The sequence below is a fragment of the Gilliamella sp. B2838 genome (assembly GCF_026536185.1).
In the GTDB taxonomy this organism is placed as follows: Bacteria; Pseudomonadota; Gammaproteobacteria; order Enterobacterales; family Orbaceae; genus Gilliamella.
Window position 1 is genome coordinate 215059 of record NZ_JAFNOO010000004.1, and the last position, 14831, is coordinate 229889.

A 14831-nucleotide genomic window follows, 5' to 3' on the forward strand; every position below is an offset into this window, starting at 1 on the left:
CAGTTTTAGCGTGCTAGCGTTTTACTTGTTATTAGCATTTTTGCGGATAAAAGCCCAGTTGTGTCTAGTCATTTTAGGTTGGTCTACATATAAACATGCTGGATAATAAATCATAGCACTTTAAGTTTAGAGGTAATCAGCATTACACACTCAATACTATTTTCAATTTTATTGCTGAATAAAAGATAAGGCACTTTTTCCAATATGCTTTTAACGTACTTGCTTGTTTTAATTAAGCTAAGTTGATGTTCTCACGTTGCTAGGGCTGATAAGGCTAAGGTATTTTTTATCATTTTACTTTGTGCTGATACTACACTTTTAGTGTAGATTATTATCAACAGATTCAATAAACTTTAATGTAGTTCCATTAATTAGAGCGTTGAGCTGTTAGCATACTGCGTTTATTGAATTTTTAGCGCATCTTGTTTAGCCTGATTAATGACTGCTTTAGCCATCCATTGTGACAAAGATACTACCTGTTGGTTATCGAGTTTCCAGATATCTTTCAGCACTAAAAATATTTCTGACCCATAAATAACCGAAATCGCATGCAAAACATTATTATAGATTTGTTCAGGCATTTGAGATTTAAGTGGTTTTAAAATAGTTGATAAAATTTCCTTCCGGTTACCACGAACTAACTTATCACTTTGTTGAGATGACGTTGTTCTTTCTGCTGCCCATTGTTGTAATGAAATTCTTAATGCTGCACGAAGTGCCCCTTCATGTTTTAACATTTGTGGAAAGGCAAAAGCTAAAAAATCCAATATTTGTTGATCTGGATCTTGATTATCGGATTGCCAGTTAAAGATCGGCTCTAATGCGCTTTCTACAACAGCAGCAATTAAGTCGCTTTGAGTTGGAAAGTAACGATAAGCTGTGGCTCTAGATATACCCGATTTATCTGCAAGTTCAGTAATCGTCAGTTCACACCCCTGCTCTAGGGCATTTAGTGCAGTATTGATTAAACGATCAAACGTTCGTTTTTTCACACCGCTATATTTAGGTGATGAAGCTAAGCTGTTATGAGTCATACGGTCAATTTTCTAATTACATTTTTAATGTATATATCATACTTCAATTTTCGGTATTCAATAAATTTTATGATTTAACAAAAAATGAGACTAAAGTCTCATTTTTGATTTATAATATGTGGCAGACTATCACCCCATAGGTCAAAGTATCGAATTTTAATTTATCCATAAAGGAGGGATAAATGACATCTAACAATATGATTTATTTAGTATCGACACTTGATACCAAAGGGGAAGAGATTGTTTATATTAAAAACCTGCTCGCTGAAAAAGATTTAATCTGTAAAATTGTCGACTTATCAACGCAGCCCCATGCTTTTAATCATCTGGCTGATGTCAGTGCCAGTCTGATTGCTAGTTTTCATCCTGAAGGTAGTAGTGCTGTTTTTTGTGGAGATAGAGGAAAAGCCATTGTCGCAATGGCGAAAGCGTTTGAGCTATTTTTATCTAAACAAAACGATATTGGTGCAATACTGGGGTTGGGCGGTTCAGGCGGCACTGCATTAATTACACCGGCTATGCAGTCATTAGCAATTGGTATACCTAAATTGATGGTATCAACCATGGCATCGGGTGACATTTCGGGTTATATCGGTGCTAGTGATATTGCCATGATGTACTCAGTTACTGATATTGCTGGGATAAACGTTATCTCAAGAAAAATTTTAAGCAATGCAGCAAACTTTATCGCTGGTTCAATATTATTTAAAAAGCAAGAAGTGGTCGAAGATAAACCAGCGATAGGGTTAACGATGTTTGGTGTAACAACACCATGTGTACAATCTGTTTCAGCTCAGCTTCATGATCAATATGATTGCTTAATTTTTCATGCCACGGGTAGTGGTGGAAAGGCAATGGAAAAATTAGCCGATAGCCACCTTTTACATGGCGTGCTTGACATTACAACAACCGAAGTATGCGACTATTTATTTGGCGGTGTATTGGCTTGCGATGATAATCGGTTTGATGCGATAGCTAGAAGCCAAATACCTTATATTGGATCTTGTGGGGCACTCGATATGGTTAATTTTGCAAGCCCTGATACCATTCCTGAAAAATATCAAAATCGATTGTTCTATCCACACAATCCGCAAGTAACATTAATGAGAACCACACCAGAAGAAAATCAACAAATGGCGAATTGGATTGCAAATAAACTTAACCAATGCCAAGGATATGTCACCTTTATCATCCCCGAAGAAGGATTTTCAGCCTTAGATATAAAAGGCGGTGCGTTTTGGTCACCAGACGCTAACAAAGCCTTTATTGAAGAGTTCGAAAAAACGTATATGGTCACCGAAAAAAGACGATTAATTAAAGTTCCTTATCACATAAACTCACCACAGTTTTGTGATCTAATTATCAACGAATTTAAAAAAATAATGAAATAAATGGAGAGAATTATGACAAGTAAACGCGCACAGTTGTTAAAAAAATTTCACGATATGATAGCTAAAGGCCAACCAATTATTGGTGGCGGTGCTGGTACTGGATTGTCGGCTAAATGCGAAGAAGCGGGTGGTATCGATCTCATTGTTATCTATAATTCTGGCCGTTATCGTATGGCGGGTCGTGGTTCGCTAGCAGGTTTACTTGCTTATGGGAATGCCAACGAAATTGTTATGGATATGGCAAAAGAGGTGTTACCGGTAGTTAAAAATACCCCTGTGCTAGCTGGCGTAAATGGCACCGATCCATTTTGTCAATTTGATCAGTTTTTAGATAAATTAAAAGAAACCGGTTTTGCTGGCATACAAAACTTTCCAACTGTTGGTTTAATCGATGGTAACTTTAGGGCAAATCTTGAAGAAACAGGCATGGGGTATGCGTTAGAAGTTGAGATGATTCGTCAAGCAAATCAAAAAGATTTACTGACAACACCTTATGTATTTAGTGAACAAAATGCTATTGATATGGCAAAAGCCGGCGCAGATATTTTAGTACCTCATATGGGACTAACAACCGGCGGAAGTATCGGGGCAGAAACTGCACTAAAACTTGCTGACTGTGTACCACTAATTAATCAATGGGCAAAAGCAGCGAAGGCAATTCGACCTGATATCATCATACTATGTCATGGTGGTCCAATTGCAACCCCTGAAGATGCTGAGTATATTTTACAAAATTGTCCAGATTGTAATGGTTTCTATGGTGCAAGCTCAATGGAACGTTTACCGACCGAAATTGCTCTAAAACAGACCACCCAGCAATTTAAAGCGATTCGTCGTTAATCTATAATCGCCAAAAACTGCACAAAATTATTAAAGAACGGCTCAATTATCCTAGAGCCGTTACTTTAACATTAAATACCTCAAGCAATATTCTTTATAAAATACGTATAGCCATAGTATCCAAAAGATCGAGATAAAGATTCAATCAAATTTGATAAAATAATTGATAACAGATAAAAGGCCAAGTATAACTACACATAATAACTTGATTTAACTTCGTATAAAGGTAGCAAATGCTAGACATTCTTAATTTTATTGAATCATATCAGAAACATCATTCTGTATTTGATCGAAAGTTAGCGTTAATAAAACAGTTAATTATTTATCTCGATAAACATGATTTTCAAGGTCATATTGACAACATTTTGCCCATTTTGGATCAGCACACCGGTTACAGTGAATTCCGAATCATGAATGATTGTGAATCGAACAATCCGAATTTATGGATAGAATACCAATATCATGGCAAACATATTCGACTTAGTCCTGGCGATATTGTCATTACCATGAAAAAATGATATCAATGCTAAGTGATATCATTTTTCATAAATTTATAATGATTTTTTAATTTATTTAATCATCGGTAATGAAATTAAAAATGATAAAAACCATTACGTTGATAATGTCATCGCAAATGAGTGAGTCATTCAATTAAGAATTAACTTGACTATCATGGATTTCAACAACGAGCACATTACCTTCATCTTTTAGGAAAGATTCATCATTATTTGGTGCGCGTAGAGACATCATTTTGTCATCGCCACATTCCATTGTATCGCCCGCAACCATGGTTGCGCCACTTTCACGTAAATAATTGAGCACATTACTAAATAACGTAAAGTAGTATTCGCTTTCATCATGACTTTTCGCTAATACAGCAAAATCTGGCAGCCCAAATGCATCGGCACCATAGGTACGCATCCAGACACCGTCGACGTTTTCCACTTGATATTTAACAAACCCACAGAACAATGTTGGTAAAGAAGTGGATAGTAAATCAATTCCATCTTCATCAGTAACTAATTCTAACAGTGATTCAATTGGGAAAGAAGTATGAGCTTGCTCATTTATGACGGCTAACGCATTAAACGTTGCAAAACTTGCTGCTAAACGCGCCAATGCTAAATATTGTTCGAGGACATCTTGCTCATAGCCTTTATAAAATAACATTAAATGACTATCGTGATGACGAACTTGTTCTTTGATATCTTGGCTATAATGTGCTGAGGCAATACAAGGCTCTAACGCATTGGCAGGATAAGGATGATTCATACCAATTAATTGAATAACATGTTTATCCCAACCAATTAACAAGTAACATCCTCCATCTAATTGCTCGAATGGTGTTTCATATTGAATATTTTTTATTGAAGGATCTATCTTAAGTAGCGCTTCTTTTAATTGATTTTTATCAAAATCCAATTTGCCCTTAAACAAAACACTTAGGCTTATGGCATTGTCAATATTTGGATTAGCCACTAATGTGCCACTCTCTAACATTGATTTGTTTTTTTTACCAAAAAGACGTGAAAAAAAATTCATTGATACCTTCCTTTATCATATACAATCAAAAAATAAGCACTAAATTGTCATTAGTGCAGGATGTTATTAAGAATTATACTTTACGATATTGCGCCACTAATACCAAACTTCCATCTTTTAAAAAGCCCTCTTCTGCTGAGGGTTCACGCAAAAGCATTATTTTACCGCGATCATCTTCGATAGTATGCCCTGCTGCTATTTCTGCATGAGTCTGATGCAAATACAATAATAGATTATTGAATATATTTAGGTATTTATCTGTTTCATCAAAACTTTCAGCAAACACAGCAAAATCGGGAAATCCTAGCTGACCAGCACCATAAGTTCGCATACAGATGCCAGTATGAATATCTACTTTCATGGCTTTAAAACCGACAAAAAATAGGGGTAAACATTCACAAAGTAATTCAATCCCATTATCACTCTCAACTAACGCACTAACCACATGAGTTGACAAAATAGTCTGTGCCTTTAGGTTAAGTAGCCCTACCATATTAAAATGTTCAAAGCCAATAGCAAATTGCGTTAATATCAAATACTGTTTAATAAGATCATCTTCATAACCATAATAAGAGATTATAATATGGCTATTATGATTTTTAATCGTTTCAATTAAATCTTGATTATCCCTGGCAAATTCAATACTTTGCTTTACTACCTCGGGTGAGCAAGCCGTATCAAAACCAACAACTTTAATTAAGTGTTGGTTCCAACTCGCTAAAGCATTAAATGCTTCACCCTTGCCACAAGGCAAAGACTGGAACTTGACTTTCTTCATTGAAGAATCAACTTTGCCTAGAGATCGAGTTAATTTATTGAAATCAAAAGAGAGAGTACGATCAACTAAAATAGTTAATGAAAGCGGATTTTTTATAGCGGGATTTTCAATGATCGCACTGTCTGATTGCGCTACATTACTTTTTTTAAAAGTAAACAGTCTAGACAAAATACTCATGAAAATTTCCTAATACATTGTTGTGTTATAACATTATTTATAACAAAATATGACTTTAATCATTTTTATGTATACCTTATATTATTTATCTATTTTTTTCAAATAGTATCGTTTTTTTCAACAACAACTTTACCACTGTACCTGTTCAAGCTCACTGATTAAAAAGTCGATTAAGCAACGAGTACGAAGTGGCAATAATTTACGGCTTGGATACATTGCATAAATATTATAATCTTCAACATAATAATTAGTTAAAACCGAAACTAACTGACCGGCTTTAACATCTTGACCAATAATGAAGTCAGGCTGCTTTGAGATACCACCACCTTGAAGTATTATTTGCCTGCATGTATCGCCATTATTACAATAGACATTTGCACTCAAATTTACCGAATAACAGCGATTATTTTGATAAAAATTCCATTGCTCTTTTTTTGCCCAGTGACTGTACATAATAATTTTATGTTGTTTAAGATCATCGGGATTTATTGGCATACCATAATGAGCAATATAATCAGGAGAAGCGGCTACAATCATTTTAGTTGTAGCTAATTTACGACTAATTAAAGAAGAATTGTCTAAATTACCAATTCGAATAGCTAGGTCATATCCCTCTTCCAATAAGTTAACAAAGCGATCGGATAGAGTGATATCTAAAATGATTTGAGGATATTTTTTGCTAAATTTTTGCCATAATGGTGCTAAATGCAAAACACCAAAACTAACAGGAACATTAACTCGTAAAATACCTTGTGGGCTAGCTTGCTTTAAACTCAGACTTTCTTCTGCTTCTGCTGTAGCATTAATAATGGCTTTTGCTTGCCAGTAAAAGGTTTGCCCTTCATTAGTTACAACCATATTACGTGTTGTACGCTGTAATAATCTTACTTGTAGGCGATCTTCTAAAGCTTGAATATAACGCGATACCGCTTGTTTAGACAAATTTAATTTACCCGCTGCTTCAATAAAACTGTTACAATCAACAACGGTGACAAAAACTGTCATCTCCAAAAATTTATTTGATTTATTCATCCATTTTCACCTAGTCAAGTAATTGTTCCACTTAATGAGACAATAAGTCACATAATAGCTTATTTATCTACAAATAAATAACCATTATGATGAACTTACCATTTAAATGATAATAATTGTTAACATATAGGAAAAATAAAATGAAACAATATCGAATTGATTTAGCCTCACTTATTTTACGCATTACGCTTGGTGTCATGTTTTTAGCGCATGGTTTTACTAAATTAGTTGTGTTTACCCCTGCTGGCACTGCCCAATATTTTGAGTCACTTGGTTTTCCAGGTTTTGTGGGGTATTTAACTATTTTGTTTGAAATTGGGAGTGGTGTTTTATTATTGTTAGGGATTTTCACACGCATAATCAGCTTTTTAGCCGTAATTCAGATGATTGTTATTACTTATATTCATTCAGCAAATGGATGGATGTTTACTAATACGGGGGGCGGCTTTGAATACCCTGCATTTATGGCAATGACAGCATTAAGTTTATTGCTATTAGGTACTGGATGCTTTAGCCTTTTCTCTAAAAGGTATCAATTAATCAATCTGCTATAAAAAACCAAACAATAAATTAAACTAAAAAGTTAATAAGAAAAAACAAAGGAAAGGCAAAATTAAGCAACAAGCTTATTGCCTTTCCTAATACAGTTGCGATGAAAATATTAAGGAAATTAATTTAGGCTCATCTCTTCAATAATAGCACCAACAATTTTGTGTGCTTTGTGCGCTTTTTTTAATCACTTTACCACGTTGTTCATGCCCAATTACTGTCGGCAATATCATGGGACAATTTAAGCTTAATTGCTAAGATTTATCCTCCTCTTATGTTACCGAGTTAATATAATAATTTTTTTGATTTACTGTGGTTACCGAATCACAAAAATTGACAGTTGAAACATCAGTAGAATTGATCCCAAAATTTGCATCATAACCTTACTTGGGATAAACACGATAAATCGTATCGTTAGAAAAAAGACTAACCGCTACTTTGTTAACATTCATTACTTGGAAGTTTACTCAATCATAGTAGGGATAATCAGATAAATAGGCCAAAAGCATGTAGACAAAAACGGTAAGATAAAATAGATCACATCAAAAAATTTCTGTTTTTTACCTTGGTACGTTTTTCTATGTAATTGATAATATCGAATAGCAAAGGCAAAAAGAATACCTGTTATTGGAAATAATAAAAGGGAAAATTCCCTATAACATAGACTGTATGATAACCATCCAATGATAAGTAATGTCGCAACTTGAGTACAACGATACAAATCAACTTTATAGTTATTAGATTTATTTAATCTGTGAGCACGATGGTATCGAATTGTGATCGGAAAAAGAATAGTAAAAATGGATAACAGCACTAATACCATCACACCCATATCCATATAGATATAATCAAACAAGTCAAAGCAAAGTAAACCAATAAAAATGACTAAACAATATTTAACAAACCAATGATATCTAATCCCAAAAAACAAAAAAGCACTTAAATAGGGTAAATAAAAGAAAGGAAACATAAACAGCCATACGAATATATAGCTATCGGTATGATCTGAAGGATGCAACATGACGAATTCTTATAATAAATAACCTTTTTTCATATAGTTAAATTATATCACATTGCAAATCAACAATAAAATTCAATAAAAACATCAAAAGAATCGATTTAATAATTGTTCATTCTATGACTTAACTAATCTCAATAAACTGTTCACAACTTATTACAGATGCAAAATTCATTAAAGCAGACATAAAACTGTTATGGACAGTTTTAGCCGGTATCCATTCACCATTAAACTCAAGATCTCGAGTAGTGCAAGCATCATCAATCAATATTGGTTGATAACCTAATTCGCTGGCACATCGCGTCGTGGAGTCAATACACATATGACTCATCATGCCACAAATAACTAATTGTTTAACATTTTGCTGCTGTAATTTTTGTTGTAAATCGGTTTGAAAAAAACTATTGGGATAAGACTTTTGTATAATTTGTTTATATTGATTGCTCGAAGCTAGCAAATCTGGGTGAATGTCGGCACCATGACTCCCTTTGGCAAAAAAAGCTGCATTAGGATCTAATTTAATATGTTGAATATAAAAAATGGGTAAGCCATTTTCGGAAAAATATTTTTGTATTGTTAAGATGTTGTTTAGGACACGTTCAGTATCAACTAATGTAAATTTACCTTGCGGAAAATAGTCATTTTGTACATCAATAATTACTAATCCTTGTTTCACTGCTTTCTCCTGTCATTGTTTTATACAACTAAATTATGCGATAATTTGTCATTGCCTAACATAGTGTATTGAAAGCATTTAGATAAATTAACTTTCAGCGTGAAAAAATGGATAAAAAAGATCGAGCTATTTTAAATGAACTTAAAAATAACAGTCGACAATCCTGGAAAGAGATTGGTGAAAAAATCTATCTGTCTGGTCAAGCAGTCGGTCAACGAGTAGTAGAGTTACAAATTAAAGGTATTATTGAAAAATTTACAATCAAAGAAAAAACCAAACATCTGCAATTCATCACTATTTACATGAACACGAATCAATTTGAATCTTTCGAGCAGCTAATTAAATCTTATCACGAAATAATTGAATTTTATAAAATTACCGGAGATGGCTGTTATTTTATAAAAAGCTGTTTTGATCCCCAAGCACTAACAACTTTTTTAGAAAAAATAGAATATTTTTGTCGTTATAAGGTCAGTCACCAGCTAAAAAATATTCTATAAAATGATCATGTTTATTCACAATAAAGAGGTCAAATCGACGTTAAGGTAAATTTTTTTTAGATTTTTTTGATCAAAACTAAAAAAACAGTTGCCAGTAAGCAAAAACTGTTATATTTTGTACAACAGTATTTATAGTCAATTAAATTATTGGTTTATTTTATGAATTGTTTTTGCGCTTTAGTTATTAAACATCATCACCATCATCATTCCTGAATAGTCTTCGGGCGATAGGTGCTGGAAGACATTTGATCTTCCGGTGATAACGCAAAAGCAAATAGAAAACCCTCGGAAGATCAAACTTCCGAGGGTTTTTTGTTTTTAGTTGATAAATTTTGGTTAAGTTGGAGAATAAATATGTTGGATAATTCACGTTTACGCATTGCTATGCAAAAATCGGGACGCTTAAGTGATGAGTCAAAAAAATTGCTTGCGCAGTGTGGTATTAAAATTAATCTTCAAGAGCAACGTTTAATTGCTTTTGCTGAAAATATGCCAATTGATATTTTACGTGTTCGTGATGATGATATACCTGGTTTGGTAATTGATGGAGTCGTAGATATTGGTATTGTTGGTGAAAACGTTCTAGAGGAAGAAGTGCTAGACCGTCAAGCAGAAGGTGAAAATCCACAATATAAAAAATTACGGCGTTTAGATTTTGGTGGCTGCCGTTTATCAATCGCTGCGCCGCGTGATTTTGATTATACTGGCCCTGAATGTTTAAATGATTTACGTATTGCCACTACTTACCCACACTTATTGCGTCGTTATCTATCACAATACAACGTCAACTTTAAAACTTGCTTGCTAAATGGTTCGGTCGAGGTCGCTCCGCGCGCTGGACTTGCCGATGTGATTTGCGATCTTGTCTCTAGTGGCGCCACGTTAGAAGCCAACGGGCTACGAGAAATTGAAATTATTTACCAATCTAAAGCTTGCCTGATTCAGCGACAAGGTGAAATGCCACAAGTCAAACAAGCCTTAATCGATAAAATAATGACACGTATTCAGGGTGTTATTCAAGCACGAGAATCAAAATATATTATGTTACATGCTCCAACTGAAGTGTTAGACCAAGTCGTTGCATTGTTACCCGGCGCTGAGAATCCAACAATCCTCCCGTTGACAGGCGAACAAAATCGAGTTGCGCTGCACATGGTTAGCAGCGAGTCACTGTTTTGGGAAACCATGGAAAAATTAAAAGCATTAGGTGCCAGCTCTATTTTGGTATTACCAATTGAAAAAATGATGGAGTAATAAAAATGAAAATCTCATATTGGCAACAATGTTCAGATAAACAACAGCAAGCACTACTCATGCGACCTGCCATTGCTGCATCAGATACTATCAGTCAGGCTGTTACGGCAATTTTAGAACAAGTAAAACAAGACGGTGATAAGGCACTAATAGCACTTAGTAATAAATTTGATAAAGTCCAAATTAAACAAATAAAATTAACTGAAGCTGAAATAAAAGCGGCAACTGCTCGAGTCAATCAAGAATTGAAGCAAGCCATGCAGTTAGCGGTATCAAATATCAAAAAATTCCATCAAGCCCAAGTTAAACCTGTCATCAATGTTGAAACGATGCCAGGCATAAATTGTCAACTAGTCACTCGACCTATTGATTCAGTAGGGTTATATATTCCAGGTGGTTCAGCCCCCTTATTTTCAACGGTATTAATGTTGGCCACTCCAGCAAAAATTGCCGGATGTCGTAAAGTAATTTTATGTTCGCCCCCTCCAATCGCTGACGAAATTTTATATGCTGCTGAACTTTGTGGCATAAGTGAAATTTATCAATTAGGTGGAGCCCAAGCTATCGCGGCAATGGCATTTGGCACAGAATCCGTCCCTAAAGTTGATAAACTTTTTGGACCCGGTAATGCTTTTGTGACCGAAGCTAAACGCCAAGTGAGTCAACGCCTTGATGGTGCTGCTATTGATATGCCAGCGGGCCCTTCTGAGGTTTTGGTCATTGCTGATAGTTTGGCAAATCCAGCCTTTATCGCAGCCGATCTATTATCTCAAGCAGAGCATGGCCCAGATTCACAAGTGGTTTTGCTTACCCCTGATGAAAAAATCGCGCAAGCAGTATCTACTGAAGTGGACAAACAACTTAGTACATTATCACGACATGAGATCGCCCAAAAAGCTTTACAAGAAAGCCGTTTGATTGTGACTAAAGATTTAGAAGAATGTGTAACAATTAGTAATCGCTATGGGCCAGAACACTTAATTATACAAACCCGAAATGCAGATGACTTAGTTGATAAAATAAACAGTGCTGGATCAATCTTTTTAGGTGATTGGTCGCCGGAATCTGCTGGTGATTATGCATCGGGTACCAACCACGTACTACCCACTTATGGTTATACAGCAACTTACTCAAGTCTTGGGCTAGCTGATTTTCAAAAACGTATGACAGTGCAAAAACTCACTCAAGAAGGGTTGAAAGAGATTGGTCATGCCGTTGAACTCATGGCAGAAGCAGAGCAGCTAACCGCCCATAAACAAGCGGTTAGTTTACGATTAGCGACACTAAATACAACCAAGTAAAATTAGGGATAAACAATGGACATTAATCAACTAGTCAGAAAGAATGTGCAAAAACTGACCCCATATCAATCCGCCCGTCGTATTGGTGGTAAAGGTGATGTATGGCTTAACGCTAACGAATACCCTGTTGCGCCTCATTTTGAATTAACTGAACAAACCTTAAATCGCTATCCAGAACCACAACCTGAACAGGTAATTAGCCGATATGCGCAGTATGCAGGAGTCACTAATGAACAATTAATTGTCAGTCGAGGGGCAGATGAAGCGATTGAACTATTAATGCGAGCATTTTGTGAGCCAGAACAAGATAGTATTTTATATTGCCCGCCAACTTATGGTATGTATCAAGTTAGCGCTGAAACACTCGGAGTTCAAACCAAAACAGTCCCTACTAAAGCAGATTGGCAACTCGATCTTGACGCAATTAAACAAAATCTTGATAGCGTAAAATTAATTTATGTCTGTTCACCCAATAATCCAACTGGCAACCTAATTAATCCTGATGATATCAAATCATTACTTAATATGGCAAAAGACCGCGCACTGGTTGTTATTGATGAGGCTTATATCGAGTTTTCGCCTGAATCTTCTGTGATCAAATGGCTAGCGACCTATCCACATTTAGTGATTTTACGGACTTTATCTAAAGCATTTGCTTTGGCAGGATTACGCTGCGGGTTTACCATCGCTAATAAACCGGTGATCGATGCATTACAAAAAGTCATTGCTCCCTATCCATTAGCAACCCCTGTAGCAGACATTGCCGCTCAAGCTTTAAGTAAAGACGGCATAAATACCATGAAACTTCACGTTATCAATCTCAATAACCAAAAAGAAAAATTTGCAAACGCACTGAATCAATTATCGATTGTTGAAAAAGTTTATCCTAGTCGATCTAATTATTTATGTGTTAAATTCCAAGATGATAAAGATGTATTTAAGACCCTTTGGAATCAAGGTATCATTTTGCGAGATCAAAGCAAATCCATTGGACAAAAAAATATTATTCGAATATCTATTGGCACACAAGCCGAATGTGAAGCTGTAATATCAGCACTCAAAGCGATAAAATAGGAGCAATAATGTTACAAAAATATTTATTTATTGATCGTGATGGTACATTAATTACCGAACCACCTATTGATTTTCAAGTCGATCGTTTTGAAAAATTGGCTTTTGAACCTAATGTTATTCCTGCCCTACTTAAACTCCAATCAGCAGGCTATAAATTAGTCATGGTCACAAATCAAGACGGACTTGGCACTAAAAGTTATCCGCAACAAGATTTTGATGGACCGCATAATTTAATGATGCAAATCTTTACATCACAAGGAGTTAACTTCGAAGAAGTCTTGATCTGCCCTCATTTTCCTGAAGATCATTGTCAGTGTCGAAAACCTAAAATACAACTGGTTCTTCCTTATCTTACCAGTGGCAAATTAGATAAAGCGCATAGTTATGTAATTGGTGACAGACTTACCGACATGCAACTTGCCGAAAATATGCAAATAAAAGGATTGCACTATAATCCCGAAACACTCAATTGGAGCGAAATAGCCCAAAGGCTAACCACAGCTGATCGTTATGCTAAAGTTGAACGTAATACTAAAGAAACTAAAATTTTAGTTGAAGTCTGGCTTGATCGTCAAGGTGGTAGTCAAATCAACACCGGTATTGGTTTTTTTGACCATATGTTAGATCAAATAGCGACACATGGCGGAATTAAACTCAATATTCAAGTACAAGGTGATTTACATGTTGACGATCATCATACTATTGAAGATACTGGACTTGCCTTAGGCGAAGCCTTAAAACAAGCTCTAGGTGATAAACGGGGTATCACACGTTATGCTTCGGTCATTCCAATGGATGAATGTTTAGCAAAATGCGCAATGGATATTTCGGGCCGACCATATCTTGTTTTCTCGGCACATTTTACTACACCAAAAGTTGGCGATATGAGTACACAAATGGTTGAACACTTTTTTTACTCACTAAGTTATGCAATGGCAATTACTTTACATATCGAAACTGAAGGTGTTAACGATCATCATAAAGTAGAAAGCTTGTTTAAAGCTTTTGCCAGAACATTAAAACAAGCTATTAAGATTGAAAGTGACAGATTACCAAGCTCAAAAGGAGTCCTGTAATGAATATTGTCATTTTAGATACCGGTTGTGCTAACCTTTCATCAGTAAAATATGCCATAGATCGATTAGGTTATAAATCGATAATCAGTCTTGATCCTAATGTGGTACTTAATTCAGATAAACTGCTTTTACCTGGCGTCGGCTCGGCTTCATCGGCAATGCAAAAACTCAAAGATCGCGATTTAATTGATCTCATTAAAGTTTGCACCCAACCAGTATTAGGGATTTGCCTTGGCATGCAACTTTTAGCTGATTTTAGCCATGAAGGGCATGTTCATACTTTAGGCATTATCCATGAAACAGTAACTGAAATACCTGATCGTGGATTGCCACTACCTCATATGGGATGGAATCAGGTCTATCCTAAAGCCGGACATCATCTGTTTCGTGATATTCCAGATGGTGCTTATTTTTATTTTGTACATGGATACGCGATGCCATTATGCTCAGCAACTATTGCAGAAACCAATTACGGCGAAAGCTTTACCGCTGCCGTACAAAAAGACAACTTTTACGGCGTACAGTTTCATCCCGAGCGTTCTGGCTCGGTCGGTGCAACGTTGCTAAAAAACTTTTTGGAGATATAACA

16 protein-coding genes and 1 other annotated feature are annotated in these 14831 nt (G+C 35.5%); of the genes, 10 read left to right on the top strand and 6 right to left on the bottom strand.

Features of this window, described 5'->3' with window-relative positions; translation table 11 throughout:
• Nucleotides 1-401: 401 nt before the first annotated feature.
• Nucleotides 402-1034, bottom strand: a complete 633-nt coding sequence (locus J3U63_RS06480; protein ID WP_267371014.1) for a TetR/AcrR family transcriptional regulator — start codon at nucleotides 1032-1034, stop codon at nucleotides 402-404.
• A gap of 182 nt (nucleotides 1035-1216) precedes the next feature.
• Between J3U63_RS06480 and J3U63_RS06485 the strand changes: the two genes are divergently transcribed.
• The 3 genes from J3U63_RS06485 to J3U63_RS06495 all read left to right on the top strand — a co-directional run bounded on the left by J3U63_RS06485 (nucleotide 1217) and on the right by J3U63_RS06495 (nucleotide 3783).
• Entirely contained in the window at nucleotides 1217-2425 is a 1209-nt protein-coding gene (locus J3U63_RS06485; protein WP_267349013.1) for a Tm-1-like ATP-binding domain-containing protein, read from the top strand.
• A gap of 12 nt (nucleotides 2426-2437) precedes the next feature.
• The gene (locus J3U63_RS06490; protein WP_267371015.1) at nucleotides 2438-3265 is read left to right on the top strand and encodes a phosphoenolpyruvate hydrolase family protein; all 828 of its coding nucleotides are present in this window, start codon (nucleotides 2438-2440) and stop codon (nucleotides 3263-3265) included.
• A gap of 233 nt (nucleotides 3266-3498) precedes the next feature.
• A complete protein-coding gene (locus J3U63_RS06495) occupies nucleotides 3499-3783 on the top strand; it encodes a hypothetical protein (RefSeq protein ID WP_065634630.1) in 285 nt (94 codons plus the stop codon).
• A gap of 133 nt (nucleotides 3784-3916) precedes the next feature.
• Here J3U63_RS06495 and J3U63_RS06500 read toward each other — a convergent pair whose 3' ends face one another.
• The 3 genes from J3U63_RS06500 to J3U63_RS06510 form a co-directional block, all read right to left on the bottom strand.
• Nucleotides 3917-4807, bottom strand: coding sequence for a DUF4261 domain-containing protein (locus tag J3U63_RS06500; RefSeq protein ID WP_065798263.1), 891 nt, complete (start codon nucleotides 4805-4807; stop codon nucleotides 3917-3919).
• A 73-nt stretch (nucleotides 4808-4880) separates the two neighbouring features.
• The gene (locus J3U63_RS06505) at nucleotides 4881-5762 is read right to left on the bottom strand and encodes a DUF4261 domain-containing protein (protein ID WP_267371017.1); all 882 of its coding nucleotides are present in this window, start codon (nucleotides 5760-5762) and stop codon (nucleotides 4881-4883) included.
• 129 nt (nucleotides 5763-5891) lie between these two features.
• Nucleotides 5892-6794 carry a LysR family transcriptional regulator gene (locus J3U63_RS06510; protein WP_267334229.1) on the bottom strand — a complete coding sequence of 301 codons (903 nt, stop codon included), beginning with the start codon at nucleotides 6792-6794 and terminating at the stop codon, nucleotides 5892-5894.
• A 140-nt stretch (nucleotides 6795-6934) separates the two neighbouring features.
• Between J3U63_RS06510 and J3U63_RS06515 the strand changes: the two genes are divergently transcribed.
• Nucleotides 6935-7348, top strand: a complete 414-nt coding sequence (locus J3U63_RS06515) for a DoxX family protein (protein ID WP_267344049.1) — start codon at nucleotides 6935-6937, stop codon at nucleotides 7346-7348.
• A gap of 458 nt (nucleotides 7349-7806) precedes the next feature.
• Here J3U63_RS06515 and J3U63_RS06520 read toward each other — a convergent pair whose 3' ends face one another.
• Nucleotides 7807-8364: a hypothetical protein gene (locus J3U63_RS06520; RefSeq protein WP_267371019.1), complete on the bottom strand. Its 558-nt coding sequence runs from the start codon at nucleotides 8362-8364 to the stop codon at nucleotides 7807-7809.
• A 121-nt stretch (nucleotides 8365-8485) separates the two neighbouring features.
• The gene (locus J3U63_RS06525) at nucleotides 8486-9037 is read right to left on the bottom strand and encodes a cysteine hydrolase family protein (protein WP_267371020.1); all 552 of its coding nucleotides are present in this window, start codon (nucleotides 9035-9037) and stop codon (nucleotides 8486-8488) included.
• Between the two features lie 107 nt (nucleotides 9038-9144).
• Between J3U63_RS06525 and J3U63_RS06530 the strand changes: the two genes are divergently transcribed.
• From J3U63_RS06530 to hisH, 6 genes are all read left to right on the top strand, one after another.
• Nucleotides 9145-9537, top strand: a complete 393-nt coding sequence (locus J3U63_RS06530; RefSeq protein WP_267371021.1) for an Lrp/AsnC family transcriptional regulator — start codon at nucleotides 9145-9147, stop codon at nucleotides 9535-9537.
• A 191-nt stretch (nucleotides 9538-9728) separates the two neighbouring features.
• Nucleotides 9729-9854 (top strand) — a sequence feature (His leader region).
• A gap of 37 nt (nucleotides 9855-9891) precedes the next feature.
• Nucleotides 9892-10791 (top strand): ATP phosphoribosyltransferase, encoded by a 900-nt coding sequence (hisG, locus tag J3U63_RS06535; protein WP_267334224.1) that lies wholly within the window; start codon nucleotides 9892-9894, stop codon nucleotides 10789-10791.
• Between the two features lie 5 nt (nucleotides 10792-10796).
• Complete coding sequence (hisD, locus tag J3U63_RS06540; RefSeq protein ID WP_267334223.1) at nucleotides 10797-12092, top strand: histidinol dehydrogenase; 1296 nt, start codon at nucleotides 10797-10799, stop codon at nucleotides 12090-12092.
• 15 nt (nucleotides 12093-12107) lie between these two features.
• A complete protein-coding gene (hisC, locus tag J3U63_RS06545) occupies nucleotides 12108-13166 on the top strand; it encodes a histidinol-phosphate transaminase (RefSeq protein ID WP_267334222.1) in 1059 nt (352 codons plus the stop codon).
• An 8-nt stretch (nucleotides 13167-13174) separates the two neighbouring features.
• Nucleotides 13175-14242: a bifunctional histidinol-phosphatase/imidazoleglycerol-phosphate dehydratase HisB gene (hisB, locus tag J3U63_RS06550; RefSeq protein WP_267334221.1), complete on the top strand. Its 1068-nt coding sequence runs from the start codon at nucleotides 13175-13177 to the stop codon at nucleotides 14240-14242.
• Complete coding sequence (hisH, locus tag J3U63_RS06555) at nucleotides 14242-14829, top strand: imidazole glycerol phosphate synthase subunit HisH (RefSeq protein WP_065634642.1); 588 nt, start codon at nucleotides 14242-14244, stop codon at nucleotides 14827-14829. Before hisB ends, hisH begins: the two co-directional genes overlap by 1 nt.
• Nucleotides 14830-14831: the final 2 nt, after the last annotated feature.

What these genes read in the sequence shown, in the direction of transcription:
- J3U63_RS06480 (WP_267371014.1), bottom strand. Translation starts at nt 1,034, where the DNA reads ATGACTCATAACAGCTTAGCTTCATCACCTAAATATAGCGGTGTGAAA.
- J3U63_RS06485 (WP_267349013.1), top strand. Translation starts at nt 1,217, where the DNA reads ATGACATCTAACAATATGATTTATTTAGTATCGACACTTGATACCAAA.
- J3U63_RS06490 (WP_267371015.1), top strand. Translation starts at nt 2,438, where the DNA reads ATGACAAGTAAACGCGCACAGTTGTTAAAAAAATTTCACGATATGATA.
- J3U63_RS06495 (WP_065634630.1), top strand. Translation starts at nt 3,499, where the DNA reads ATGCTAGACATTCTTAATTTTATTGAATCATATCAGAAACATCATTCT.
- J3U63_RS06500 (WP_065798263.1), bottom strand. Translation starts at nt 4,807, where the DNA reads ATGAATTTTTTTTCACGTCTTTTTGGTAAAAAAAACAAATCAATGTTA.
- J3U63_RS06505 (WP_267371017.1), bottom strand. Translation starts at nt 5,762, where the DNA reads ATGAGTATTTTGTCTAGACTGTTTACTTTTAAAAAAAGTAATGTAGCG.
- J3U63_RS06510 (WP_267334229.1), bottom strand. Translation starts at nt 6,794, where the DNA reads ATGAATAAATCAAATAAATTTTTGGAGATGACAGTTTTTGTCACCGTT.
- J3U63_RS06515 (WP_267344049.1), top strand. Translation starts at nt 6,935, where the DNA reads ATGAAACAATATCGAATTGATTTAGCCTCACTTATTTTACGCATTACG.
- J3U63_RS06520 (WP_267371019.1), bottom strand. Translation starts at nt 8,364, where the DNA reads ATGTTGCATCCTTCAGATCATACCGATAGCTATATATTCGTATGGCTG.
- J3U63_RS06530 (WP_267371021.1), top strand. Translation starts at nt 9,145, where the DNA reads ATGGATAAAAAAGATCGAGCTATTTTAAATGAACTTAAAAATAACAGT.
- hisG (WP_267334224.1), top strand. Translation starts at nt 9,892, where the DNA reads ATGTTGGATAATTCACGTTTACGCATTGCTATGCAAAAATCGGGACGC.
- hisD (WP_267334223.1), top strand. Translation starts at nt 10,797, where the DNA reads ATGAAAATCTCATATTGGCAACAATGTTCAGATAAACAACAGCAAGCA.
- hisC (WP_267334222.1), top strand. Translation starts at nt 12,108, where the DNA reads ATGGACATTAATCAACTAGTCAGAAAGAATGTGCAAAAACTGACCCCA.
- hisB (WP_267334221.1), top strand. Translation starts at nt 13,175, where the DNA reads ATGTTACAAAAATATTTATTTATTGATCGTGATGGTACATTAATTACC.
- hisH (WP_065634642.1), top strand. Translation starts at nt 14,242, where the DNA reads ATGAATATTGTCATTTTAGATACCGGTTGTGCTAACCTTTCATCAGTA.